Here is a 23,116-nt window from a genome sequence, read left to right as displayed (position 1 = left end):
CACAAGGTTCGCTGACTCCCATGGTCGCCCCGGACCCGCCGCCCCCGCAGCTTTGGCGGAACCGGAGATCCCGCCGCGGGGGGTTTCGGAAGCCCCATGACGGTCACCCGCAGCGTACTGAGCCGAACAGCCGAACACGACCGCGAGGAGCGAGACCACATGGAGAACTGGCGCGAGCACGCGGCTTGCCGTGACACGGACCCCGACCTCTTCTTCCCCATCGGAAGCACCGGCCCCGCACTCGTACAGACCGAGGACGCCAAGGCCGTCTGCCACGGCTGTCCGGTACGGGACGCGTGTCTGCGGTGGGCCCTGGAGAACGGCCAGGACTCCGGTGTCTGGGGCGGTCTGGGGGAGGACGAGCGGCGCGCGCTGAAGCGCCGCAGCCGCAGGCGGGCCAAGGAGCGCGGATGACGACGAGGGCACCGTCACACCCCCGGCGGCCCTTCCGTGTGATGGTTCGCCGGCTGCCGGGTACACGATGAAGCATGGACACCACGGCCTGGCTCATCATCGGCGCGGTTCTCGCGCTGCTCACCATGGGTGTCGCCGGCGTCCTCCTGGTACGGGTGTTCCGTGCCAGGAAACTGCTGGCCGACGCCGGAATCCCGCTGCACAACAAGGCGCTGGTCTGGGCGGCGGTGATCTACACCGTGTCGCCCGTGGATCTGCTGCCGGACCCCGTGTACCTCGATGACATCGGATTCCTGATGCTGGCGCTGCGCTCCCTGCACGCCGCGGCGCGGGCTGCCGGAGCAGGCGGTCGCGCCGAGCGGGGGACAGAGGCCCTCGTGCCGTAGCGCGCGTTCCCGGCCCCCTCGCGCAGGCGGTTCGCCGAACCGGAAGCGTCAGGCTCGTTGACAGTTGAACGGGTACACGTCACTCTCCTGGGAGAGCGCTCTCCCATTCGGTTACGGGACATCGATCCCGCACTCTTCCGCCAGGAGTGAATGTGCACAGACCTTGCGCAGCCCTGCCCGCGAGACCACGTTCGGGCACGCTGCTGATCACCCTTCTCGCCCTTCTCGCATCGTCGCTCGTGATGCTCACGGCGTCGTCCGCCGGAGCCGCCGAGACCCTGCTCTCGCAGGGGAGGACCGCCACCGACTCCTCCCACGAGGGCGAGGGCTACGCGGCCTCCGCCGCCGTGGACGGGAACCTGACCGGCACCCGCTGGGCCAGCGAATGGAGCGACCCGCAGTGGATCCAGGTGGACCTGGGCGCCACCGCGGACCTGAGCAGGGTCGTCCTGACCTGGGAGTCCGCCTTCGGCAAGGCGTACGAGATCCAGGCCTCCGACAACGGCTCCGACTGGCGCACCCTCAAGGCCGTGACCGACGGCGACGGCGGCACCGACGAACTGGCCGTCTCCGGCTCCGGACGGTACGTGAGGATGTACGGCACCGCCCGAGCCGGCGGGTACGGCTACTCCCTGTGGGAGTTCCAGGTGTACGGCACCACCGGCACGCCCCCCGCCACCGGCGGCGCCGTCCGGGTCACCGGATCGGAGGGCGACTGGCAGCTGACCGTCGACGGCAAGCCCTACCAGGTCAAGGGACTGACCTGGGGACCGTCCGTCGCCGACGCGGCACGCTACCTGCCCGACCTGAGGTCGATGGGCGTCAACACCATCCGTACCTGGGGCACCGACGGTTCCTCCAAGCCGCTGCTGGACGAGGCCGCGGCCAACGGCATCCGGGTCGTCAGCGGCTTCTGGCTCCAGCCGGGCGGCGGTCCGGGCAGCGGTGGCTGCGTCGACTACCTCACCGACGACGCGTACAAGGCCTCCTCGCTCACCGAGTTCGCCAAGTGGGTCGACACGTACAAGAACCACCCCGGCGTGCTCATGTGGAACGTCGGCAACGAGTCGGTTCTCGGCCTCCAGAACTGCTACGGCGGTGACGAACTGGAGAAGCAGCGCGACGCCTACACCTCCTTCGTCAACGACGTGGCGAAGAAGATCCACACGATCGACCCCGATCACCCCGTGACCTCCACCGACGCCTGGACGGGAGCCTGGCCGTACTACAAGCGCAACGCCCCCGACCTGGACCTGTACTCGGTCAACTCCTACGGCGACATCTGCGGGGTCCGCGGGGCGTGGGAGTCCGGCGGCTACACCAAGCCCTACATCATCACCGAGGGCGGCCCGGCCGGTGAGTGGGAGGTACCCGACGACGCCAACGGCGTCCCGGACGAGCCCACCGACGTACAGAAGGCCGAGGGGTACACCAAGGCCTGGAACTGTGTCACCGCCCACCAGGGCGTGGCCCTGGGCGCCACGCTCTTCCACTACGGAACCGAGCACGACTTCGGCGGCATCTGGTTCAACGTGGTGCCCGACGGCAAGAAGCGGCTCTCGTACTACGCGCTGAAGAAGGCGTACGCCGGCTCCACCGCCGGCGACAACACCCCGCCGGTCATCAGCGGTATGACGGTCCAGAACGCCAACGGCGCCCCGGCGGGCCGTGAGTTCACCGTCGGAGCCGATATCCGGGACCCGGACAACGATGTGCTGACGTACAAGATCTACCTGAGCGGCAACTACGCCACCGGTGACAAGGCCCTGGTCGAGGCCACCTGGCGGTCCACCGGCAACGGCACCTTCGCGGTGACGGCGCCGGAGCGGCTCGGGGTGTGGAAGGTCTACATCCAGGCCGAGGACGGACACGGCAACGCCGGCATCGAGACCAAGTCCGTGAAGGTCGTCGTGCCGCCGGCCACCGGCACCAACCTGGCCCTCGGACGGCCGGCCACCGCCACCTCCGCCCAGGCCGACAGCACCGGTTGCCCCTGCACCCCCGCGATGGCGGTCGACGGCAGGATGGACACCCGCTGGGCCAGCGACTGGAGCGACCCCCAGTCGATCCAGGTCGACCTCGGTGAGCGGAAGTCCTTCCGCCACCTCCAGCTGGTGTGGGACCCGGCCTACGCCAAGTCGTACGAGGTACTGGTCTCGGACGACGGCGGCAACTGGCGTTCGGTGTACTCCACCACCACGGGGAACGGCGATGCCGACGATCTCGACATCGCCGAGACCGCCCGCTACGTGAAGCTCAACCTCACGCAGCGGGGCACCGCTTGGGGCTACTCGCTCTGGGAGTTCGGGATCTACGGCTGATCACCCGGCGGGGGGCGGGGGGGGGGGTGGGACCACCCCCCCCCCCCCCCCCGGGGGGGGGGGGGGGGGGGGGGGGGGGGCGGCCGGCCCCCCCCCCCCCCCGCCCGGCCGCCCCCCCCCCCCCCCCCCCCCCCCCCCCCCCCCCCCCCCCCGCCGGGGGTGTGTCGGTGGCGGGGCCGGGGCAGGAGAGCGGCCATGGTGAGGACATGAACGTCGCAGACATTTTGGTGGACGGGTTCACCCGCGTCCGGGAGACAGTGCACTCGGCCGTCGAGGGACTCGGACCCGACGACCTCCACGCCCGGCTCGACGAGGGCGCGAACTCCATCGCCTGGCTGGTGTGGCACCTGACCCGTGTCCAGGACGACCACATCGCGGACGCGGCCGGGACCGAGCAGATCTGGTTCACCCAGGACTGGCCCGCCCGCTTCGATCTGCCCTTCGCCAAGGACGCCACCGGCTACGGGCAGACCAGCAAGCAGGTCGAGGCCGTACGGGTGGGCTCGGCGGAGCTGCTGATCGGGTACTACGACGCGGTGCACCTCCAGACCGTCGGCTTCGTCCAGGGCCTCGACGGCAAGGCGCTGGACCGCGTCGTGGACGAGGCCTGGTCGCCGCCGGTCACCCTGGGCGTACGGCTGATCAGCGTGCTGTCGGACGATCTCCAGCACGCCGGGCAGGCCGCATTCGTCCGCGGTTCACTGGAACGCCGGTAGGCGTCGTCAGGCGGCGGGCGGGGCGAGCGGTCCGCGGGTGCGGGCGTAGTGCCCCGGGCTGGTGCCCACGACACGCTTGAAGTGACGCGCCAGATGGGACTGGTCGTAGAAACCGGCGGACGTCGCCACATCGGGCGCCGGCAGCCCCTTCAGGAGCAGCCGGCGCGCGAGGTCGACCCGGCGCCCCGTCACGTACTGGTGCGGTGCCATGCCGAACTCACGGCTGAAGGCCCGCACCAGATGCGTGTGGTGGGCGTGCAGACGCAGCGCCGCCTCCTGGAGGGTGATCCCCTCCACGAACCGTTCGTCGAGGAGATCGCGCAGCCGGTGCGCGACCCTGCGGTCGTGCACGTACCGGACGGGTTCCAGCCGGTTGCGCAGATGCTGGTCGAGCCGCTCGGCGACCAGGGCGAGCCGGCTCGCCGCCTCCAGCTCGTCGCCCGGTTCGGCGAGCGTCGTGTGGAGCCGGGCGATCCGGCGGCGCAGCGCCGGATCGTGCAGCACGGGGCTGTCGACGGCCATGCCGATCAGCTCCTCGTCGACCTGCGCGGTGTTGAGATACAGGACGCGTTTGCGGAAGCCCTCGGCGGTCGCGGCGCCGCCGTTGTGCGGAATGTGCGGCGGCAGCAGCGTCACCACATGGGTGAGCACCCCGTGCTCGTGGTGGTCCAGGTCGTAGCGGACCATGCCCTCGTCCACGATGAGCAGGGTCCACGCGTCGTGCGTGTGCATGGGATAGGAGTGGTCGATGAAGTGGGCGTGGAAGACCTCTTCGATCCCCTCCACGGGCGGACACCACGCGGTGATGTCCGGACGAGCAGCCATGACCCGATCGTACGCCCGGCGGACGCGGTGCCCGCTCCCCGCGGCGGTCGCGGGCGGGCAGCCGGGACAGCGCGGCGCCGGGGCGGTCATGCAAAGTTCGTACAAGACAGCCGGGGGACGGCCGGGCAGGCTCGGAGCCATGACAGATGATCTCGCCCCCGTCCGCTTCGACACCAAGATCGCCGTCCTGCTCCGGGACGACCTGCAGACCTGGCAGCGGCTGAACGTCACGGCCTTCCTGGTCAGCGGCCTCGGCACGGCGGTGCCCGAACTGGTCGGCGAACCGTACGCCGACGCCGACGGCACCCCGTATCTGCCGATGTTCCGCCAGCCGGTCCTGGTCCTCGAAGGAGGGAAGGAGACGCTGACGACGGCCCACACCCGTGCGGTCGGCCGGGGTGTGGCCCTGTCGGTGTTCACGTCCGACCTCTTCTCGACGGGCAACGACCGGGACAACCGGGCCGCCGTCCGGGCCGTGCGGCGGGACGGGATGGACCTGGTCGGGCTGGCCGTCCACGGTCCCCGCAACGCCGTGGACAAGATCCTCAAGGGTGCGTCCATGCACTCCTGAGCGAGGCCACCGCCGGCCCGCCGTGGCGCGGGGCGCCGGGCGGGCCGGTCACACGGTGCGTTCGACGAGGAACGGGAGCAGCGCCAGGAGTTCCCCGACGGCGTCCGGCTCCAGCGCGACGCTCTCCAGGCAGGCGCGGGCGTTCTCCAGGTGCCGGTGCGCCTCGGCCACGGTGGCCGAGCGCCCGCCGGCCTTCTCGACCAGACCGGCCGCCCGCCGGGCCGAGCCGTCGTCGAGCGGCTCGCCCGTACGCAGCAGCGCGCCCAGTTCCAGCGCCGCCCGGTCGCCCGCGGCGAGCGCGGTGAGGACGGGGTAGGTCTTCTTCTGCCGGCGCAGATCGCTGTGCACCGGCTTGCCCGTGACCTCCGGGTCGCCCCAGATGCCGAGCACGTCGTCCATGGCCTGGAAAGCCACCCCGAGATGGCGTCCCGCCGCGGTGAGGGCGTCGGCCTCGGTCCGCCCGGCCCCGCCGAGCACGGCACCCAGACCGGCGGCGCAGCCGAGCAGCGCGCCCGTCTTGCGCTCGGCCACCAGCCGGTACTCGTGCGGCCGCACGGCATCGGGACCGGTCCAGGGCCGGGACTCGAAGAGCAGGTCGTCGGCCTGACCGCGGACCAGGTCGTTCAGCGTCGCGGACAGCAGCCGGACCGCCGCCACGCAGTGCGCGCCGGGGGCGTCGGCCAGGGTCTGCACGGCGAGCGCGAAGAGCGCGTCACCCGCGAGGACGGCGGGCCCGGTCCCGTAGGCCTTCCAGGCGGTGGCCCGCTGCCTGCGGGTCTCGTCGCCGTCCATGATGTCGTCGTGGAGCAGGGAGAACGTGTGGATCAGCTCGACCGCGACAGCGCCCCGGACCGCGCTCTGCGCCTTCGCGCCGACTGCCTCGGCACCGAGCACGGTGAGGGCCTGCCGGATCCCCTTGCCCTGCGTGCCGGGGACGCCCCGGCCGTCGGGCCCGTCCCAGCCGAGCGAGAACGCGGTGATCTCGGCGTGCCACGGATGCAGTTGCCGCACGGCCCGGCCGAGAGCCGGACGGACGAGGGCGCGGCAGCGGGCGAGTATCTCCGGCGCTGTGGCCCGCTCGGTCACCGGGGGCGTCATCGGAGGCCGTCTTCCCCGGCCGCCGTGCCACCGGCCGGTGACACACCGAGTTCCGCGTAGGCCTTGTCGACCATGTCACGGGCGTTGAGCAGTCCGATCCGGTCGAGCGTGACGCGCAGGCCGTCCAGCTCCGCGGCGGTCTCCGCGGAGTCGCGGCCCAGCCGGGCGAGCGACTTCACCAGACCGAGGCGGGCCAGTGCCTCGCCCCGGGGTTCCGTCATCGCGCTGAACTCTCCCAGTGCCTCCTGGTAGACCTCACGGGCCTCCTCGTACCGCCCGGCGCGGTAGAGCACGTTGGCGCGCATCTTGTGGTTGTAGGCGAGGGCGCTGGACAAGTTCATCTCACGGCAGGTGAGTTCGGCCTCGGACAGCAGGGCGAGCGCGCGTTCCGGGGCGTTGTCCCGTACGGAGATGATGTCGGCCATGCCGCGCAGCGCCCAGGCCCGGCCGCGCCGGTCGTCCGCGTTCCCGGCCAGTTGCGCGGCTTCCTCGAACATCGCCAGGGCGGTGTCGAACTCACCGGTGTTGCGATGTATCTGCGCGATGCCCTCCAGGGCCCAGACGGTGTGGCGCGCCTCGCCGCGGGCTCGCGCCTCGGCGAGCAGCTGCTCATGGAGTACGGCAACGGTCCGGTAGTCGCCCTGGATGCGCCCGGTCTCCGCGAGCCCGGCGAGCGAATAGCCGCGGGCGACCACATCGCCGCCCTTCTTGCCCAGGTCGGCCGCCAGGCCCAGCAGACGGAAGGCGAGGCGCAGCGCGCCCCGCTGGCGGGCGAGCGTCCCACCGCTCCACAGCGCCCACGCCATCGCCCCGGTGTCCCCGGCCGACCTGGCCGCCCGGTAACTGGCCTTCCAGGCACGGTCGGCGTCCTGTACATGGCCCAGCCTGCGGTGCGCCTCGGCCACCGCGAGGCCGGTGCGGGCCACCTCCTGCTGGGAGCCGGAGAGTTCCGCCGCCCTCAAGTGGCGTTCCCCCTCGGCCAGTACGTCGGTGAGGGAGGCGTTCACGGACATCTTGGTGAGGGCGCCTTGGTATTCGGGCGCCAGCGCTTTGCTGTGCATGGGGGGCCTTTCGCGGGCGAACGGGCCGGCCGCATCAACTATGCTCCCAATGTATACATTCAGTGCATAGTCGCTCGGTGCTCTGACCTGCGCGCTCATGGGGGGTCGGACGAAGCTTGACGTGTGCGGTGTGCCGCCTTGCTGTGGATCAAGACGGCTGATGCGCGCCGAGGGTTGCTTCGCGATCGGCCGATCCGTGCAGAAATTCTTCCCCGAGGCGGTCGCCGGGTCAGCCGGACCGGTCCGTCAGGTGGTCGCTGAACCACTCCCGGGCCAGCTCGGCGACCTCGTCCAGCGCGCCCGGCTCCTCGAAGAGGTGCGTCGCACCCGCGACGACGTCGAGCCGGTTCTCGCAGCGCAGTTCCGCCTGTGCCTGCCGGTTCAGCTCCAGGACCCGGGCGTCGCGGCCGCCCACGACGAGCAGTGTCGGCGACCGGACGTCGCCGAGGGCGGACCCCGCCAGGTCGGGCCGGCCGCCGCGGGAGACGACCGCACCGATCCCGGTGCCACGCTCCCCTCCGACGGCCGCCGCTGCTCGCAGCGCGGCCGCGGCTCCGGTGCTCGCCCCGAAGACGCCGATGGGAAGCGACTCACGGCGTCGCAGCCAGCCGGTGGCGTCCACCAGCCGTTCCGCGAGGGTCCCGACGTCGAAGACGTTGGCACGCACCGCCTCCTCGGCCGGTGTGAGCAGGTCGAAGAGCAGGGTGCCGAGGCCCGCCCGGTTCAGCGCCGCCGCCACCGAGCGGTTGCGCGGGCTGTGCCGGCTGCTGCCGGAGCCGTGCGCGAACACCACGAGAGCGCGGGCGGAACCGGCAGCGGTGAGCTCACCCGGCAGGATGACGCCACCCGCCTCCACGTCCACCTCGACGGCCGTCCGCGCCGAGGCCCGGTCCGCGGCCCGCGCCAGCAGCGCGACGACCTCCTCGTCCGGGGTCTGGCCGAAGTCCCGGTACCACTCACCCACCGCGGAGAACCGGGGCGGAGTGGACAGGCACACCAGCTCGTCCACCTGGCCGCGCAGCCTCTCGGCGGCGTCCGGCGGCGCCACCGGCACGGCCAGTACGACGTGGGCCGCACCCTGCGCACGTGCCACCTCGCACGCGGCCAGGGCGGTCGCACCGGTCGCGATGCCGTCGTCCACGATGATCACGCGGCGCCCGTCGAAGGGGATGCGCGGCCGGTCGCCGCGGAAGGTCCGGGCCCGCCGCAGCAGCTCGGCCGTCTCGGCGCGCTCGACGGAGGCGAGATCCGCCGCCGATGCCCCGCTGCGGCGCAGGATGTCCTCGCTGATGACCCGTACACCGCCCTCGCCGATGGCGCCGAAGCCCAGCTCCGGGTGGCGGGGGACGCCGAGCTTGCGGACCACGATCACGTCGAGCGGTGCGCCGAGCTCCTGAGCGACCCGGAAGGCCACCGGTACTCCGCCGCGGGGCAGGCCCAGCACGACGGCATCGCTGCCTGCCAGCGGGCGGAGAGCCTCGGCGAGCCGTTGCCCGGCGTCGGCGCGGTCGGAGAACAGCACGGGGATTCACCCCAGACCGGGAGAGAGAGGTGTGCAGCTACCCGCACACCTCCTACGAATGAACCCCATGCACCACGGGTCCGCAAGCCGGAGACGTCAGCCGTTCCGCCGTTCCGCCGTTCCGCCGTTCCGCCGTTCCGCCGTTCCGCCGTTCCGCCGTTCCGCCCCTCCGCCCCTCCGCCGGGAACGACGCCGTGCGGACCGTCACAGGACGGAACGTGCCACCCGGAACCCCGTGTCGTCGATCCGGAACGTCGGGTGGCTGCGCCGCCGCACCGAGGCCCGGCAGCTCCAGCGCTCGTCGAACCAGCCGCCGCCGCGCAGCACCCGGTAGCTGCCGTAGACCTCGGCGTCGTAGACGTCCCAGCACCACTCCCAGACATTGCCCAACGTGTCGTACAGCCCCCAGGCGTTGGGCTGCCTTCCGCCCACCTCGTGCATCCGCTCCCGCGAGTTGCCGCGATGCCAGGCGATGTCGTCGAGCGCGCCGTACCGTGCGCCCGTCGTGCCGGCGCGGCACGCGTGCTCCCACTCGGCCTCGGCGGGCAGCCGGTACCCGTCGGCCGCCGTGTCCCAGCCGACGTCCTCGACGCCCGCCGCGTCCTCGGTGCCGGAGCCGAGGCGGTACGCGGGCGTCAGTCCCTCGTACAGCGACAGGGCGTTGCAGAACCGGACCGCGTCCAGCCAGGAGACGCCCTCGACCGGCAGCCGGTCGCCCTGCGCGGTACTCGGGCGCTCGCCGGTGACCCGCGTGTACTGGGCCTGGGTGACCACGCAGGCCGCGAGCCGGTACGGGGCCAGCTCGACCGCCCAACTCCGCTGTGTGCGCCGGTCCGACAGGGTGACCTGCCCCGCGGGGACGGTGATCATCCGGATGTCCGTGCCTGTGTCTGTGCCCATGGGGCGGTGATCGTACCAACGCCGTTGGTGCGCCACGCCGCTTCGCGCCCGGCCGTGATCAGCCTGCCGACGCCTGACGGGTGATCTCGCCGAACCGCGCGCCCATGGCCGCGGCCAGTGCCTGTGCCGCGGAGAGGGGGCGGACCATCACCATCAGGTCGTCGATCTCGCCCGCCTCGTTCATGTGCAGGAAGTCGCAGCCGTTGATCTCCCGGTCGCCCACTTTCGCGACGAAGACGAGCGCGTGGTCCCGTCCGTCCTCGCTCGCGGTCTCCCGGACGTACCGGAAGTCCGTGAACACCTCGGAGACCGCACGCAGGATCGCGGCGGTGAGGGGCTTTCCCAGGTACGGCTTGAACACCACCGGGCTGGTGAAGACGACGTCCTCGGCCAGCATCGCCTCGGCCGCGTCGAGGTCGTGCGCCTCGACGGCTTTGCGGAAAGGGTGCATGTGGCGCTCCATAGTCAATTCGTTGAATAGGTGTGAAAGAGATTAATCACATCGGTGTTAGCCTGTCCAGATGTCTCTCAAGTACGCGGTCCTGGCGGCGCTGCTGGAAGGTGAGGCCTCCGGCTACGACCTGGCCAAGGTCTTCGACGTCTCGGTGGCGGACTTCTGGTCCACCACACCGCAGCAGCTCTACCGGGAGCTGGACCGGCTGGCGGAGAGCGGCCTGATCGGGGCGCGGGTGGTCGAGCAGCAGCGCAGGCCGAACAAGAGGGTGTTCACCCTCACCGGGGCGGGCCGCACCGCGCTGGCCGCGTTCACCGCCGAACCTCCCCGCCCCACCGCCATCCGGGACGAGCTGCTGGTCATGACCCAGGCGGTGGACGGTGGCGACCAGGACGCGGTACGTGCCTCGGTCGAGGAACGCATGGAGTGGGCGCGCGCCAAGCTCGCCCGCTACGAACGGCTTCGGGACCGCATGCTGGACGGCCGCGACGAGGAGACCTTCGTGGCGGAGGCCGGACGCATCGGCCCCTACCTGACGCTGATGCGCGGACGGGCCTTCGAGGAGGAGAACCTGCGCTGGGGCGAGAAGGTGCTGGAAATCCTGGACCGGCGGGCGGCCCCGGAGACGGGCGGCCCTGGAGACGGGCGGGTCAACGGCGTTGTCAGACCACTCGGTTAGGTTTTCCCCATGACTGAATTCGTACTGGTGGCGGGCGCCTGGCTGGGAGCGTCGGCATGGGACGAGGTGGTGCCGGGGCTGCGCGCGGCCGGGCACGGCGCCCACCCGGTGACCCTGAGTGGTGTCGGTGAGAAGCAGGGCCTGCCGGTCGGGCCGCAGACCCATGTGGCCGATATCGTCGACGAGGTGGAGCGCCTCGGCCTGCGCGATGTCGTTCTGGTCGGCCACAGCTACTCGGGCATCCCGGTCGGTCAGGCCGCCGGCCGTATCGGCGACCGGCTGGCCCGTGTCGTCTTCGTGGACGCCAGTGTCCCGGCCGACGGGGAGTCCTTCGTCTCGACGTGGTGGCAGGGCCCGGCGGCGCTGGAGGCCGAGATCGCGGGCAACGGCGGAGTCTGGGCGCCGCCGACCGCGCCCGACTTCGAGGGCCAGGGGCTCACCGACGAGCAGACCGCGCGGATCGTGGCCGGCGCGACGCCGCACCCAGGCGCCTCGCTGAGTGATCCCGCCGTGCTGAGCGGCCCGCTCGGCGGCCTCCCGGTCACCTATGTCAAATGCCTGCTCGACGGTCCCGAACCGGCCGACGACGTGGCCGCGTTGCTGACCGGAGAGAGCTGGGAGCTGGTCACCCTGGACACCGGGCACTGGCCGATGTTCTCCCGGCCGCGGGAGCTGGTCCGGATCCTCACCGGGGCGGCCGCGCGGTCCTGAGCCGTACCGGGCGGCGAATCCCCTTGAACGGAACCGTCGCCCTCCGGCCGGCATCGCGCGCCCACGAACAGTCGATCAGGACGCGCGCTCCCGAGGTGTTCCGGGCTGAAATGGGCAGGTGATCGCGCCCCCGGACGACTGCCTCGCGCGCAACGAATGGATCTGCGGCGCCTATCTGACCAGCCGGCGGCACATCCTGTGGGACGCGGTACTCCAGCACCTCCAGCTGACCGTGATCGCCGTGCTCATCGGGCTGGTTCTCGCGCTGCCGCTCGCCCTCGCCGCCCGCCGTTGGCACTGGGCGGCCGGTCCGGTGCTCGGGGTGACCACCGTCCTCTACACCGTCCCGTCGCTCGCCATGTTCTCGCTGCTGCTGCCGGTGTACGGGCTCTCCGCCGCGCTCGTCGTCGCGGGCCTCGTCCTGTACTCCCTCACGCTGCTCGTACGGAACATCCTGGCCGGACTCCGAGCCGTACCGGAGGAGACCCGTCAGGCGGCTCGCGGCATGGGATACGGCCCCGTACGCCTGCTCGTCGCGGTGGAACTGCCACTCGCCCTGCCGGCCGCCATGGCGGGCCTGCGCATCGCCACCGTCTCCGCGGTCTCCCTGGTCACCATCGGCGCGATCGTCGGCTACGGCGGGCTCGGCAACCTCATCTACTCCGGGATGAACACCTACTTCAAGGCCCAGGTGCTCACCGCGTCCGTGCTCTGCGTCGTCATCGCCGTCGCAGCCGACCTGCTGCTCCTCCTCGTGCAACGCCTGCTGACCCCCTGGACGCGGAGGCAGTCGTGAACACCCTCGCCAAGGCCTGGTCCTGGCTCACCACCTCCGCGCACTGGTACGGCGACGACGGCATCTGGACCCGGCTCGGCCAGCACCTCTACCTCACCGTCGTCTGTCTGCTGATCAGCTGCCTCATCGCACTGCCCGTGGCACTGGTCCTCGGCCATCTCGGCAAGGGCGGCGCCCTGGCCGTCAACATCTCCAACGTCGGCCGGGCCGTTCCCACCTTCGCCGTCCTGGTGCTGCTCCTGCTCACCCCGGTCGGACGGTTCGGAGAGGGGCCGACGATCGTCGCCCTCGTCCTGTTCGCCGTACCGCCGCTGCTCACCAACGCCTACGTCGGGATGCGGGAGGTCGATCAGGACGTCGTGCGGGCAGCCCGGGGCATGGGCATGACGGGCAGGCAGCTGCTCCTCCAGGTCGAGGTGCCGCTCGCCCTGCCGCTGATTCTCACCGGCGTACGGATCGCGGCCGTGCAGCTCGTCGCCACCGCGACCATCGCCGCACTGGCGGGCGGCGGCGGCCTGGGCCGGATCATCACCGCCGGATTCAACCTCGCCTCCACCGCCCAGGTGGTCGCCGGAGCGGTGCTGGTCGCCGCGTTCGCCCTGATCGTCGAAGGGCTCTTCGAGGTGGCGCAGCGGCTCGCCCCCGACTGGGTGCGTGACGGGAACACCGGATGAGGGCCCAGCGCACAGCCCAAGTGATCCTGCTGCTCCTGCTGCCGGTGACGGCCTGTACCACCGGGCCCGCGCTGGAGAACCAGGGCGAGGTCACCGCACCGCCCGGCGACAGCAAACACCTCACCATCGGCTCGGCGGGCTTCACCGAGAGCGACCTGCTCGCCCAGATGTACGCCCTGCTGCTCGACCGGGCCGGATACTCCACGAAGATCATCTCCGTCACCAACCGGGAGATCTACGAACCGGCGCTGGAGAGCGGCCAGATCGACGTCGTACCGGAGTACGCCGCCACCTTCGCCGACTGGTTGAACGCCAAGAAGAACGGCGCCGACGCGGCGCCTGTCGGCTCGCCGGACCTCGCCACCACCATGAAGGCCCTGCGCGCCCTGGCCGCACCGCGCGGCCTCACCGTCCTGGACCCCGGCCGCGCCGTCGACCAGAACGCCTTCGCGGTCACCTCCGCCTACGCGACGGAGCACCACCTGAAGTCGCTGAGCGACCTGGGGAAGCCGGGGCTGCCGGTCCGGCTGGCCGCGGGTGACGAATGCGTGCAGCGCCCCTACTGCGCACCCGGCCTGAAGAAGACGTACGGCATCGACATCACCGCCGTCGACCCCAAGGGCGTCGGTACCACCCAGGCCAAGCAGGCCGTCCAGAGCGGACGGGACCAGATGGTGCTGACCACGACCACCGACGCCACCCTGGACGATTTCGGGCTCGTCCTGCTCGCGGACGACAAGCACCTGCAGAACGCCGACTACCTCGTCCCCGTAGTCAACCGGTCCCGGGCGGGCAGCGAGGGCGTGCGCACCGCGCTGGGCAGGCTGAACACCGTACTGACCACCGCGGACCTGGCCCGGCTGAACGAGCGGGTGGACAGCTGGCGACGGCTCCCCGAGGACGTGGCGCGCACCTACCTGCGGTCCGAGCACCTCGTCCCGGCCGGCTGACCGCACCCCGGTTCACCGGACAGCAAGCACTCTCTCCTCGCGGAAACCCAGGCTTTGCGCCGTGTTCCGGTCAAGAGATCCGGGCCGGGGTCGGCGCGGTCCGATGAGTTCGCGCCTCCCGTGGAGTCATCCTGTTGACCCCACAGCTGAGAAGGCGGAGCGATGAGCACCCTGCGCGAAGTACTCGAAACGCATGTCCGTCACGGATCGGTGCCCGGCGCGGTGGGCCTGGTGGCCCGCGGCGAACGCATCGACGTGGCGGCGGTCGGCTCCGCCTTCACGGACGGCGGCGTGCCGATGGCCCGGGACTCGATCTTCCGGATCGCCTCGATCACCAAGCCGCTCACCGCGGCGGCGACCATGACGCTGGTCGAGGACGGCAGGATCGCCCTGGCCGACCCGGTCGGGCCGTGGCTCCCCGAACTGGCGTCACCGAAGGTCGTACGCACCCCGGACGGCCCGGTCGACGACGTGGTCCCGGCGGTCCGGCCGATCACCGTGTTCGACCTCCTCACCTTCCGCGCCGGGTACGGATTCCCGTCCGACTTCTCGCTGCCCGCTGTCGCGCCCCTGTTCAGCGAGTTGCACCAGGGTTCGCCGGAGCCGGAGGCCGTCGCCGAGCCGGACGCGTGGATGGCGGCGCTGGCCCGGGTGCCGATGCTGCACCAGCCGGGGGAGGCGTGGCTGTACAACACCTGCTCCGACATCCTGGGTGTGCTGATCGCCAGGGTCTCGGGGCAGTCGTTGCCGGAGTTCATGGCGGAGCGGCTGTTCGATCCGCTCGGCATGCCCGACACCGGATTCGCGGTACCCGCGGACCGGCTCGACCGGTTCACCGGCTACTACCGGGCCGGTTCGGAGGGGAAGCTCGAACTGGCGGACGCCCCCGACGGCCAGTGGAGCAGCATGCCGGACTTCCCGTCCGGCGGCGGCGGGCTCGTCTCGACGGTCGACGACTGGTACGCCTTCGCCCGGATGCTGCTCGACGGCGGGGCCGTGGGCAGCCGCAGTCTGCTGACGCCCGAATCGGTGCGGCAGATGACGACCGATCACCTGACGCCCGCGCAGCGCGCGGCCAGCGGACTCTTCACCGAAGGGCAGGGCTGGGGGTTCGGCGGCTCGGTCGACGTCGAGACGCTCGATCCGTGGAACGTTCCGGGGCGCTACGGATGGGTCGGCGGCACCGGCACGACGGCGCACATCATCCCGGCCACCGGCACGGTCGCCGTCATGCTCAGCCAGGTGGCGATGGCCGGTCCCACCCCGCCCGTGCTGATGCGGGACTTCTGGCGGCACGCCACGAGCGTCTGAACCCCCGGCGTACGGTGGCGGACCGCCGCGGCGCACCCGTCAGGCGTCCGCCACCGAGTCGAACTCCACCTCCTCGCGCCCGACGCCCTGCGCGTCCGCGTCCACCGAGCGGCGCAGGGCCTCGTGGAGCTTCGCCGGGGTCAGTACGCCGAGGAACCTCGCCCCGTCCAGCACCGCCACCCATCCGGCGTCGTGCTGGAGCATCTCGCTGAACGCCTGCTTCAACGGGGCGCCGACCGGCACCCACGCGTCCATCCGGCGCGCGAGTTCGCCCACCGTGCCGTGCTCACCGGCGATCCGCAGCGCATCCGCCGCCACCCAGCCGTGCAGCTCGCCGGCCCCGTTCAGAACCACCGCCCACCGCGATCCCGCGGCGCCGAGCCGGGCCGCCGCCACCCGGGCGGGCTCCTCCAGCCGGGCGATCGGGGGCTCCTCCAGGTCCTCCGGTTCGATCGTGGTGACCGACAGCCGCTTCAGCCCCCGGTCGGCACCGACGAACCGTGCCACGTACGGGGTCGCCGGGGACCCGAGCACCGCACCCGGGCTGTCGAACTGCTCGATGCGCCCCTCCCCGTACACCGCGATCCGGTCACCCATCCGCACCGCCTCCTCGATGTCATGGGTGACCATCAGGACCGTCTTCCTGACCGTGGCTTGCAGGCTCAGGAACTCGTTCTGGAGCCGCTCCCGCACCACCGGGTCCACCGCGCCGAACGGTTCGTCCATCAGCAGCACCGGCGGATCGGCGGCCAGGGCCCGTGCCACGCCGACCCGCTGGCGCTGGCCGCCGGAGAGCTGGGCGGGGTACCGGGAGCCGTACGTCGCCGGATCGAGGCCGACCAGATCCAGCAGTTCGGCCGCGCGCTCCCGCGCCCTGGACCGCTTCCAGCCGACCAGTGCCGGGACCGTGGCCGTGTTGTCGAGGACCGTCCGGTGCGGGAAGAGCCCGACCTGCTGGATGACGTAGCCGATCCCGCGGCGCAGCCTCACCGGGTCGACCTTGGAGATGTCCTCGCCGTCGACCAGGATGCGTCCGGAGGTCGGCTCGATCAGCCGGTTGACCATCATCATCGTGGTGGTCTTGCCGCAGCCGGACGGGCCGACCAGCGTGACGAGCTCGCCCTCGGCGACCTCGAAGGACAGTTCGTGGACCGCTGTCGTACCGTCCGGATAGACCTTGCCGACCTGCTCGAACCGGATCATGACTGCACGTTAGGAGGCGGCCGGACCCGTCGCACACGGGCCGGGACTGTCCGGGTCACGCAGGTGTGCTGAACTGTCCCGGAAACATCGGATTCAGGAGCCCCCCTTGAGCAGTTACCGTCAGCCCGGCCTCGTCCTCACCGACCGTCACTTCACCGTGCCGCTCGATCACACCGACCCGGGCGGTGAGCAGATCGAGATCTTCGGCCGGGAGGTGGTGGCCTCCTCCAGGGCCGGTGAAGAGCTGCCCTGGCTGCTGTACCTGGAGGGCGGACCCGGCTTCGGCGCCCGGCGCTTCAACGGCGCGGAGGCCTGGCTGGGCCGCGCGGTGCAGGAGTTCCGGGTGCTGCTCCTGGACCAGCGCGGCACCGGGCTGTCCACCCCGGCGAACCGGCAGACCCTGCCGCTGCGCGGCGGCCCGCGGGAGCAGGCCGACTACCTCGCGCACTTCCGGTCCGACAGCATCGTGCGGGACTGCGAACTGATCCGTCCGCAGCTGACCGGCGGTGCCCCCTGGACGGTCCTCGGCCAGTCCTTCGGCGGCTTCTGTGCCGTGCGCTACCTCTCCGCCGCGCCGGAGGGGCTCAGCACCGTGCTGATCACCGGTGGTCTGCCCTCGCTCGACGCCCACGCGGACGACGTCTACCGGGCCGCGTACCCGAGGATCGAACGGAAGGTCGCCGCGCACTACGCCCGCTACCCGCAGGACGTCGAGCGCGCCCGCGAGATCACCGCTCACCTCGCGGAGCACCGCCCGGAGAGCGCCGGACACCGGCTGACGCCCGAGGGGTTCCAGTCGCTCGGCATCATGCTCGGCGGCGGCAACGGCAGCCACCAGCTGCACTACCTGCTGGAGAACGCCTTCGTCCACACCCCGCACGGCACCGAGCTCTCCGACACCTTCCAGGAGGCCGTGCGCACGGCCTCCTCGTTCGCGGGGCACCCGCTGTACGCGCTGCTGCACGAGGCCATCTACGGCCAGGACGAGCGTCCCACCGGCTGGGCGGCCGAGCGGGTACGCGCCGAGTTCCCGCAGTTCGACGCGGTGGCGGCGCTCCAGGGCGACGGCCCGGTCCTCTTCACCGGCGAGAGCATCCACCCCTGGCACTTCGACGTGGACCCGGCCCTGCGCCCGCTGCGCGAGACGGCCGAGCTGATCGCCACCCGCGGTGACTGGGAGCCGCTGTACGACACCGAGCGCCTGGCCGCCAACGAGGTACCGGTGGCCGCCGCCGTCTACCACGACGACATGTACGTCGACACGGCCCACGCGCTGCGTACCGCCGCCTCGATCCGCGGGCTGCGTACCTGGGTGACCGACGAGTACGAGCACGACGGGCTGCGCGCGGGCGGCCCCAGGGTCCTGGACCGGCTGCTCGCCCTGGTCCGCGACGAGGCCTGAGCCGCGACCGGTCCGGGCCGCGACCGGTCCGGACCGCTCCGGCCGGGGTCAGCCCTGGAGGGCGTCCAGCGTCGCGTTCAGGCTCGCCGCCGCACGCGGGTCACGGTTGTAGGGGAGCCTGGACAGAACCGCTGCCATGCCGCAGGTGTCGGTCACCGCGGAGAACACGAGCCCGGAGGCGACACCGGCGGACAGCCAGCGCGCGGCCGGGTACCGGACCCCCGCCAGCAGGCCGGCCACCACCAGCGAACCGGCGGCGAACCGCACCTGCCGCTCCAGCGGCCAGGTGCCCCGGGCGCCCGAGGGACGGTCCAGGTCGCGGCCCTCGCCCTCCCAGGCGGAGGTGCCGCCGGTCAGCGTGGCGGCGTCGATGTCGGCGGCCGAGAGGATGTCGCAGGCGCGGGTGGAGCGGACCCCGGAGGCGCAGACCACGAGCAGGGCGCCACGCGCCGAGGCCGACTTGAGGGCGGGCACCGCCTCGGAGAGACGGTCGAGCGGGATGTTCAGAGCGCCGGGAACGTGCCCGGAGGCGTACTCGCCGGGGGCCCGGACATCGATGACGGTGAACTCGGTGAGACGGGCCGCGGCCTGGGCCGGGGAGAGGGATACGGGGCTGGTCACGAGCGGTGTTTCCTTTCGTTCACCGGGCGGGGCAGGTTCTCGGTCTCTCCTGCCCCGGACAGCCCAGGGTACCCGCCGGGGTATCCGGAGCCTCGGTGTACGAAGCCCGGCGGGCCGTGGTCCGCCGGGCCGGGGTGCCGGTGAAGGACCCCGGCCCGGCGGCCGGACGCGCGCCGGCCCCGGTCAGTCGGTGCCGAACTCCATGGCGGCACGGTCGAGCATCTGGTCGTCGTCGCCCTCGGCCTGGTCGCGGGAGGCGATGACCTCGGCGCCGCCCTGCGGCATCGCGCCGATCAGCCCGGTCGAGGCCGCCTGGGCGGCACCGATGAGCGTGGCATGCGTATTGCCGACGATGCCGAGATCGGCGTACTGCTCCAGCTTGGCGCGGGAGTCGGCGATGTCGAGGTTGCGCATGGTGAGCTGGCCGATCCGGTCCACCGGGCCGAACGCGGAGTTCTCGGTGCGCTCCATGGACAGCTTGTCCGGGTGGTAGCTGAACGCCGGACCGGAGGTGTTCATGATCGAGTAGTCCTCGCCGCGCCGCAGCCGCAGTGTCACCTCACCGGTGACCGCCGCGCCCACCCAGCGCTGGAGGGACTCGCGGATCATCAGCGCCTGCGGGTCGAGCCAGCGGCCCTCGTACATGAGACGGCCCAGGCGCCGGCCCTCGTTGTGGTACTGCGCGATGGTGTCCTCGTTGTGGATCGCGTTGACCAGCCGCTCGTACGCGGCGTGCAGCAGGGCCAGGGCCGGTGCCTCGTAGATGCCGCGGCTCTTGGCCTCGATCACCCGGTTCTCGATCTGGTCCGACATGCCCATGCCGTGGCGGCCGCCGATGGCGTTCGCCTCCATCACCAGGTCGACCGCGGAGGCGAACTCCTTGCCGTTGATCGTCACCGGACGGCCCTGGTCGAAGCCGATCGTCACGTCCTCGGTGGCGATCTCGACCTCGGGGTCCCAGAACTTCACGCCCATGATCGGGTCGACGGTCTCGACGCCGGTGTCGAGGTGCTCCAGGGTCTTGGCCTCGTGGGTGGCGCCCCAGATGTTGGCGTCGGTGGAGTACGCCTTCTCGGTGCTGTCGCGGTAGGGGAGGTCGTGGGCGAGCAGCCACTCCGACATCTCCTTGCGGCCGCCCAGCTCGTGGACGAAGTCCGCGTCGAGCCACGGCTTGTAGATCCGCAGGTGAGGGTTGGCGAGCAGCCCGTAGCGGTAGAACCGCTCGATGTCGTTGCCCTTGAACGTCGAGCCGTCGCCCCAGATCTGTACGTCGTCCTCAAGCATCGCCCGGACCAGCAGGGTGCCGGTGACGGCGCGGCCGAGCGGCGTGGTGTTGAAGTAGGCACGCCCGCCCGAGCGGATGTGGAACGCGCCGCACGTGAGTGCGGCAAGGCCCTCCTCGACCAGCGCCGCGCGGCAGTCGACCAGGCGCGCGATCTCGGCGCCGTAGGCCGACGCGCGGCCGGGCACCGACGCGATGTCGGGCTCGTCGTACTGGCCGATATCGGCGGTGTAGGTGCACGGGACGGCACCCTTGTCGCGCATCCAGGCGACCGCGACGGAGGTGTCGAGGCCACCGGAGAAGGCGATGCCGACGCGCTCGCCGGCGGGCAGGGAGGTAAGAACCTTAGACATGGGAAGAGTATGCGTCATTACGCATGATCATGCAACGTGGTGTCTTCGGGGGCGCCGCCGGTCGCGCGGGGGGAGTGGGGTCGCGTGTGCGGACCGGGGCCGGGGCGTGCGACAGCGGGCCGGGCCGGCCCGGTCCGGTTAGCCTGCCGATATGACCGAGCAGCTGGAATCCATGCCTGTGGACTGGCGGCGCGCGCTCGCCGTCGTCGCTCATCCCGACGATCTGGAGTACGGCTGCGCGGCGGCCGTCGCCGTGTGGACCGACGGCGGGCGCGAGGTCGCCTATCTGCTGGCCACCCGGGGCGAGGCCGGCATCGGCACGCTTGACCCGGCGGAGTGCGCGCCGTTGCGCGAGCGGGAGCAGCGTGCGAGCGCGGCGGTCGTCGGGGTATCGGGGGTGGAGTTCCTGGATCATCGTGACGGGGTGATCGAATACGGCCTGGGCCTGCGCCGCGACATCGCGGCGGCCATCCGCAGGCACCGGCCCGAGCTGATCGTCACGCTCAACCACCGCGACACCTGGGGCGGCGTGGCCTGGAACACCCCCGACCACCGCGCGGTCGGCCGCGCGGCCCTGGACGCGGTGGCCGACGCGGGCAACCGTTGGATCTTCCCGGAGCTGACCGAGCAGGGTCTCGAACCGTGGAACGGGGTGCGCTGGGTCGCCGTCGCCGGATCGGCCACGCCCACGCACGCCGTCGATGTCACGGCCGGGCTGGAGCGTTCCGTGCACTCGCTGCTCGCCCACCGCACGTACATCGAGGTGCTCACCGACCAGGACCCCGAGGAGTACTGCCGCACCTTCCTGACCCGCAACGCCGAGGCGTCGGCCGAGCGGTTCGGCGGCCGTCCCGCCGTGGCCTTCGAGCTCTTCGCGCACTGAGCCGGACAGGCTCTGGCCGCCTCCGGGTCTGCGGCCTTACTCTTTGCCGCACAACCTTTCTGACGATGCGTCAACTATGGAGGGGGCGGCCGTGCTCGACATCCTCGATCACGACATTCCGCACGGCGAGGAGCGGATCACGCTCCGGGTCGAGGACGGCGTGGGGGTGCTGACCCTCTGCCGGCCCGATCGGCTCAACGGCTGGAGCTGGGAGTCCAGCAGACAGCTCGGCATCATGGCGGACCGGATCCGGTTCGACGCATCGGTCCGGGTCGTGCTGCTGCGCGGTGAGGGCCGGGCCTTCTGCGCCGGGATCGATGTCACCGCACCCGGCGGCGGCATCACCGGACGTTCCCCGTCCGAGCGCACCCAGAACTACTACGAGGGCATCCGCTGGGTGCATGAACGCTTCGCCGCGTTCGCCGGGCTTCCGCAGCCGGTGGTCGCCGCGGTCCAGGGCTACTGTCTGGGCTTCGGTTTCGAGCTGGCGCTCATGGCCGATGTCCGGATCGCCGCCGACGACGCCGTGTTCGCGCTGCCGGAGGCCGGGATCGGGGTCGCCGTCGACGCGGGCGGCGACATGCGGATCGCCCGCGAGGCCGGGGCGGGCTGGGCGAAGTACCTCGCGCTCACCGGCCGCCGGATCGACGCGGCGACGGCCGAGCGGATCGGGCTGCTCCAGGGCGTCACGCCGGCCGGTGAACTGGAGCGCACCGTGCGGTCCGTGGCCGACGCGGTGGCGGCCAACGCCCCTTTGGCCGTAAGGCACATCAAGCGTTCGGTCGACGCCTTCGCGGATGCCGGGATGGCGGACGCGCTCGACCGGACGGCGCTGGCGGCGGCGCTCACCCTCACTTCCCGCGACTGCGCCGAGGGCTACGCCGCCAAGGCCGCCCGCCGTCCACCGCACTTCGAGGGCCGCTGACCCGCCGTCCGCCATACGAGGGCCGCTGGATTGCCGCCAGCCGCGTTTCGACGGCCGCCGGCTCAGTGCCCCTCGGGGCCGGGCGGCGCGAACGGGCCTCGGCCCAGTTGCTCGCGCACCGGCACCACGGGCGGGGCGACCAGGGAGCGCCGCTGCCAGTTCGCGCCGTCGACCACCAGCGAATGACCGGTGATGAACCCGGCGTACGGCGAGGCCAGGAACGTCGCCGCCCAGCCCAGCTCGCGGGGCAGGCCGACCCGCAGCGCCGGCTGCCGTGCGTCGTGCTCCGGCTCGGCCTCCCCGGTCCGGTCCAGGTGGCCGCGGATGTCGGCGGTCATGTCCTCGTGCGGCATCAGCCCCGGCACCAGCCCGTTGATCCGGATTCCGTACGGACCCCACTCCACGGCGAGGGTCTCGACCAGGTTCTTCACCCCGGCCTTCGCGGCGGCCGAGTGGGCGTAGCCGGGTCCGCCGGTCCAGGCGTACGACGCCCCGACACAGACGATGGAGCCCGCGGTCCCGGCCGCGAGACGGCGCCGCCCGAACTCCCGGGTCATGAACCAGGTTCCGGTCAGCGTGATGTCGAGCACCGCCCGCCAGGCGTTCGGCGACAAGTCCTCGGCGGGGGAGGGGAAGTTGGCCGCCGCGTTGTTGACCAGCACGTCCGGCGGCCCCAGTTCGGCCGCGGCCGCGTCGAACACCTCGGTGATCCTGTCGGGGTCGCGGATGTCGCCGGGGGCGGTCATGACCCGGCCGCAGGTCAGGGGAGCGAGCTCTTTCCGGGCGGCGGCCAGCCGTTCGGCGTTCCGGCCGACGAGCACCAGACCGGCGCCCAGCCGGGCGAACTCGGCCGCGATCGCCTTGCCGAGTCCCGAGCCGCCGCCGGTCACCAGCACCACGCTGCCGTCGTACGTGCCGGGCGGTAACGCGCTCGCACCCAGCGGTGGCGGAGCGGCGAGTCCGGGGGTGCGCATGGTCTCTGTCATGGCGCATGAGTACCGCTTCCGAAGGTAAAACTCCAGGTCCACGCAGTGATGTTGTCCAGACCATTGACATGT

The 23,116-nt window shown here is 71.8% G+C and carries 24 protein-coding genes; 14 read left to right on the top strand and 10 right to left on the bottom strand.

Features of this window, described 5'->3' with window-relative positions:
- The first annotated feature begins 159 nt into the window (after positions 1 to 159).
- From ACZ6S6_RS10550 to ACZ6S6_RS10535, 4 genes are all read left to right on the top strand, one after another.
- Complete coding sequence (locus ACZ6S6_RS10550) at positions 160 to 414, top strand: WhiB family transcriptional regulator (RefSeq protein ID WP_362962980.1); 255 nt, start codon at positions 160 to 162, stop codon at positions 412 to 414.
- Positions 415 to 488: 74 nt separating this feature from the next.
- Complete coding sequence (locus ACZ6S6_RS10545) at positions 489 to 800, top strand: YkvA family protein (protein WP_362962978.1); 312 nt, start codon at positions 489 to 491, stop codon at positions 798 to 800.
- Positions 801 to 952: 152 nt separating this feature from the next.
- Positions 953 to 3,121, top strand: coding sequence for a discoidin domain-containing protein (locus ACZ6S6_RS10540; RefSeq protein WP_469704826.1), 2,169 nt, complete (start codon positions 953 to 955; stop codon positions 3,119 to 3,121).
- 206 nt (positions 3,122 to 3,327) lie between these two features.
- The gene (locus ACZ6S6_RS10535; RefSeq protein WP_469704824.1) at positions 3,328 to 3,837 is read left to right on the top strand and encodes a mycothiol transferase; all 510 of its coding nucleotides are present in this window, start codon (positions 3,328 to 3,330) and stop codon (positions 3,835 to 3,837) included.
- A gap of 6 nt (positions 3,838 to 3,843) precedes the next feature.
- Here ACZ6S6_RS10535 and ACZ6S6_RS10530 read toward each other — a convergent pair whose 3' ends face one another.
- Entirely contained in the window at positions 3,844 to 4,662 is an 819-nt protein-coding gene (locus ACZ6S6_RS10530) for a helix-turn-helix transcriptional regulator (protein WP_469704822.1), read from the bottom strand.
- A gap of 139 nt (positions 4,663 to 4,801) precedes the next feature.
- Between ACZ6S6_RS10530 and ACZ6S6_RS10525 the strand changes: the two genes are divergently transcribed.
- Complete coding sequence (locus ACZ6S6_RS10525; RefSeq protein ID WP_362963612.1) at positions 4,802 to 5,233, top strand: DUF2000 domain-containing protein; 432 nt, start codon at positions 4,802 to 4,804, stop codon at positions 5,231 to 5,233.
- A 48-nt stretch (positions 5,234 to 5,281) separates the two neighbouring features.
- Here ACZ6S6_RS10525 and ACZ6S6_RS10520 read toward each other — a convergent pair whose 3' ends face one another.
- The 5 genes from ACZ6S6_RS10520 to ACZ6S6_RS10500 form a co-directional block, all read right to left on the bottom strand.
- On the bottom strand, positions 5,282 to 6,331 hold the full coding sequence (locus ACZ6S6_RS10520; RefSeq protein ID WP_469704820.1) for a polyprenyl synthetase family protein: 1,050 nt from the start codon (positions 6,329 to 6,331) through the stop codon (positions 5,282 to 5,284).
- Entirely contained in the window at positions 6,328 to 7,392 is a 1,065-nt protein-coding gene (locus ACZ6S6_RS10515) for a tetratricopeptide repeat protein (protein ID WP_362963616.1), read from the bottom strand. Before ACZ6S6_RS10515 ends, ACZ6S6_RS10520 begins: the two co-directional genes overlap by 4 nt.
- Before the next feature lie 229 nt (positions 7,393 to 7,621).
- Positions 7,622 to 8,914 carry a phosphoribosyltransferase family protein gene (locus tag ACZ6S6_RS10510; protein WP_362963618.1) on the bottom strand — a complete coding sequence of 431 codons (1,293 nt, stop codon included), beginning with the start codon at positions 8,912 to 8,914 and terminating at the stop codon, positions 7,622 to 7,624.
- 204 nt (positions 8,915 to 9,118) lie between these two features.
- Positions 9,119 to 9,814, bottom strand: coding sequence for a formylglycine-generating enzyme family protein (locus tag ACZ6S6_RS10505; RefSeq protein WP_469704817.1), 696 nt, complete (start codon positions 9,812 to 9,814; stop codon positions 9,119 to 9,121).
- 58 nt (positions 9,815 to 9,872) lie between these two features.
- Entirely contained in the window at positions 9,873 to 10,265 is a 393-nt protein-coding gene (locus tag ACZ6S6_RS10500) for a nuclear transport factor 2 family protein (protein WP_362963622.1), read from the bottom strand.
- Between the two features lie 70 nt (positions 10,266 to 10,335).
- Here ACZ6S6_RS10500 and ACZ6S6_RS10495 point away from each other — a divergent pair, with 70 nt between their 5' ends.
- From ACZ6S6_RS10495 to ACZ6S6_RS10470, 6 genes are all read left to right on the top strand, one after another.
- Positions 10,336 to 10,947: a PadR family transcriptional regulator gene (locus ACZ6S6_RS10495; protein ID WP_362963624.1), complete on the top strand. Its 612-nt coding sequence runs from the start codon at positions 10,336 to 10,338 to the stop codon at positions 10,945 to 10,947.
- 9 nt (positions 10,948 to 10,956) lie between these two features.
- A complete protein-coding gene (locus ACZ6S6_RS10490; RefSeq protein WP_469704813.1) occupies positions 10,957 to 11,658 on the top strand; it encodes an alpha/beta fold hydrolase in 702 nt (233 codons plus the stop codon).
- Positions 11,659 to 11,776: 118 nt separating this feature from the next.
- Positions 11,777 to 12,454 carry an ABC transporter permease gene (locus ACZ6S6_RS10485; protein WP_469704811.1) on the top strand — a complete coding sequence of 226 codons (678 nt, stop codon included), beginning with the start codon at positions 11,777 to 11,779 and terminating at the stop codon, positions 12,452 to 12,454.
- Positions 12,451 to 13,128, top strand: coding sequence for an ABC transporter permease (locus ACZ6S6_RS10480; protein ID WP_362963629.1), 678 nt, complete (start codon positions 12,451 to 12,453; stop codon positions 13,126 to 13,128). The genes ACZ6S6_RS10485 and ACZ6S6_RS10480 overlap by 4 nt, the downstream gene beginning before the upstream one ends.
- Entirely contained in the window at positions 13,125 to 14,078 is a 954-nt protein-coding gene (locus tag ACZ6S6_RS10475; RefSeq protein WP_469704809.1) for an ABC transporter substrate-binding protein, read from the top strand. The genes ACZ6S6_RS10480 and ACZ6S6_RS10475 overlap by 4 nt, the downstream gene beginning before the upstream one ends.
- A 162-nt stretch (positions 14,079 to 14,240) precedes the next feature.
- The gene (locus ACZ6S6_RS10470) at positions 14,241 to 15,389 is read left to right on the top strand and encodes a serine hydrolase domain-containing protein (protein WP_469704807.1); all 1,149 of its coding nucleotides are present in this window, start codon (positions 14,241 to 14,243) and stop codon (positions 15,387 to 15,389) included.
- A 39-nt stretch (positions 15,390 to 15,428) separates the two neighbouring features.
- Here the strand turns inward: ACZ6S6_RS10470 and ACZ6S6_RS10465 are convergent, their stop codons facing one another.
- Complete coding sequence (locus tag ACZ6S6_RS10465) at positions 15,429 to 16,592, bottom strand: ABC transporter ATP-binding protein (protein ID WP_469704805.1); 1,164 nt, start codon at positions 16,590 to 16,592, stop codon at positions 15,429 to 15,431.
- A gap of 106 nt (positions 16,593 to 16,698) precedes the next feature.
- Between ACZ6S6_RS10465 and ACZ6S6_RS10460 the strand changes: the two genes are divergently transcribed.
- The gene (locus tag ACZ6S6_RS10460; protein WP_362963637.1) at positions 16,699 to 17,994 is read left to right on the top strand and encodes an alpha/beta fold hydrolase; all 1,296 of its coding nucleotides are present in this window, start codon (positions 16,699 to 16,701) and stop codon (positions 17,992 to 17,994) included.
- Between the two features lie 48 nt (positions 17,995 to 18,042).
- Here ACZ6S6_RS10460 and ACZ6S6_RS10455 read toward each other — a convergent pair whose 3' ends face one another.
- Positions 18,043 to 18,615, bottom strand: a complete 573-nt coding sequence (locus ACZ6S6_RS10455; protein WP_362963639.1) for a rhodanese-like domain-containing protein — start codon at positions 18,613 to 18,615, stop codon at positions 18,043 to 18,045.
- 183 nt (positions 18,616 to 18,798) lie between these two features.
- The gene (gene argG, locus ACZ6S6_RS10450) at positions 18,799 to 20,250 is read right to left on the bottom strand and encodes an argininosuccinate synthase (protein ID WP_469704802.1); all 1,452 of its coding nucleotides are present in this window, start codon (positions 20,248 to 20,250) and stop codon (positions 18,799 to 18,801) included.
- A 151-nt stretch (positions 20,251 to 20,401) separates the two neighbouring features.
- Between argG and ACZ6S6_RS10445 the strand changes: the two genes are divergently transcribed.
- Together ACZ6S6_RS10445 and ACZ6S6_RS10440 are read left to right on the top strand one after the other, a co-directional pair.
- Complete coding sequence (locus tag ACZ6S6_RS10445; protein WP_469704799.1) at positions 20,402 to 21,133, top strand: PIG-L deacetylase family protein; 732 nt, start codon at positions 20,402 to 20,404, stop codon at positions 21,131 to 21,133.
- A 91-nt stretch (positions 21,134 to 21,224) separates the two neighbouring features.
- A complete protein-coding gene (locus tag ACZ6S6_RS10440) occupies positions 21,225 to 22,058 on the top strand; it encodes an enoyl-CoA hydratase/isomerase family protein (protein WP_469704797.1) in 834 nt (277 codons plus the stop codon).
- Positions 22,059 to 22,120: 62 nt separating this feature from the next.
- Here the strand turns inward: ACZ6S6_RS10440 and ACZ6S6_RS10435 are convergent, their stop codons facing one another.
- The gene (locus tag ACZ6S6_RS10435) at positions 22,121 to 23,044 is read right to left on the bottom strand and encodes an SDR family oxidoreductase (RefSeq protein ID WP_469704795.1); all 924 of its coding nucleotides are present in this window, start codon (positions 23,042 to 23,044) and stop codon (positions 22,121 to 22,123) included.
- Positions 23,045 to 23,116 lie beyond the last annotated feature (72 nt).

Source organism: Streptomyces sp. NPDC048671, assembly GCF_055587045.1.
This window is presented reverse-complemented; position numbering and strand designations above follow the sequence as displayed.

Bases quoted from the DNA above. Each gene is read 5' to 3' on its own strand.
- ACZ6S6_RS10550 (WP_362962980.1), top strand. From the start codon at position 160: ATGGAGAACTGGCGCGAGCACGCGGCTTGCCGTGACACGGACCCCGAC.
- ACZ6S6_RS10545 (WP_362962978.1), top strand. From the start codon at position 489: ATGGACACCACGGCCTGGCTCATCATCGGCGCGGTTCTCGCGCTGCTC.
- ACZ6S6_RS10535 (WP_469704824.1), top strand. From the start codon at position 3,328: ATGAACGTCGCAGACATTTTGGTGGACGGGTTCACCCGCGTCCGGGAG.
- ACZ6S6_RS10530 (WP_469704822.1), bottom strand. From the start codon at position 4,662: ATGGCTGCTCGTCCGGACATCACCGCGTGGTGTCCGCCCGTGGAGGGG.
- ACZ6S6_RS10525 (WP_362963612.1), top strand. From the start codon at position 4,802: ATGACAGATGATCTCGCCCCCGTCCGCTTCGACACCAAGATCGCCGTC.
- ACZ6S6_RS10520 (WP_469704820.1), bottom strand. From the start codon at position 6,331: ATGACGCCCCCGGTGACCGAGCGGGCCACAGCGCCGGAGATACTCGCC.
- ACZ6S6_RS10515 (WP_362963616.1), bottom strand. From the start codon at position 7,392: ATGCACAGCAAAGCGCTGGCGCCCGAATACCAAGGCGCCCTCACCAAG.
- ACZ6S6_RS10505 (WP_469704817.1), bottom strand. From the start codon at position 9,814: ATGGGCACAGACACAGGCACGGACATCCGGATGATCACCGTCCCCGCG.
- ACZ6S6_RS10500 (WP_362963622.1), bottom strand. From the start codon at position 10,265: ATGCACCCTTTCCGCAAAGCCGTCGAGGCGCACGACCTCGACGCGGCC.
- ACZ6S6_RS10495 (WP_362963624.1), top strand. From the start codon at position 10,336: ATGTCTCTCAAGTACGCGGTCCTGGCGGCGCTGCTGGAAGGTGAGGCC.
- ACZ6S6_RS10490 (WP_469704813.1), top strand. From the start codon at position 10,957: ATGACTGAATTCGTACTGGTGGCGGGCGCCTGGCTGGGAGCGTCGGCA.
- ACZ6S6_RS10475 (WP_469704809.1), top strand. From the start codon at position 13,125: ATGAGGGCCCAGCGCACAGCCCAAGTGATCCTGCTGCTCCTGCTGCCG.
- ACZ6S6_RS10470 (WP_469704807.1), top strand. From the start codon at position 14,241: ATGAGCACCCTGCGCGAAGTACTCGAAACGCATGTCCGTCACGGATCG.
- ACZ6S6_RS10465 (WP_469704805.1), bottom strand. From the start codon at position 16,592: ATGATCCGGTTCGAGCAGGTCGGCAAGGTCTATCCGGACGGTACGACA.
- argG (WP_469704802.1), bottom strand. From the start codon at position 20,250: ATGTCTAAGGTTCTTACCTCCCTGCCCGCCGGCGAGCGCGTCGGCATC.
- ACZ6S6_RS10445 (WP_469704799.1), top strand. From the start codon at position 20,402: ATGACCGAGCAGCTGGAATCCATGCCTGTGGACTGGCGGCGCGCGCTC.
- ACZ6S6_RS10435 (WP_469704795.1), bottom strand. From the start codon at position 23,044: ATGACAGAGACCATGCGCACCCCCGGACTCGCCGCTCCGCCACCGCTG.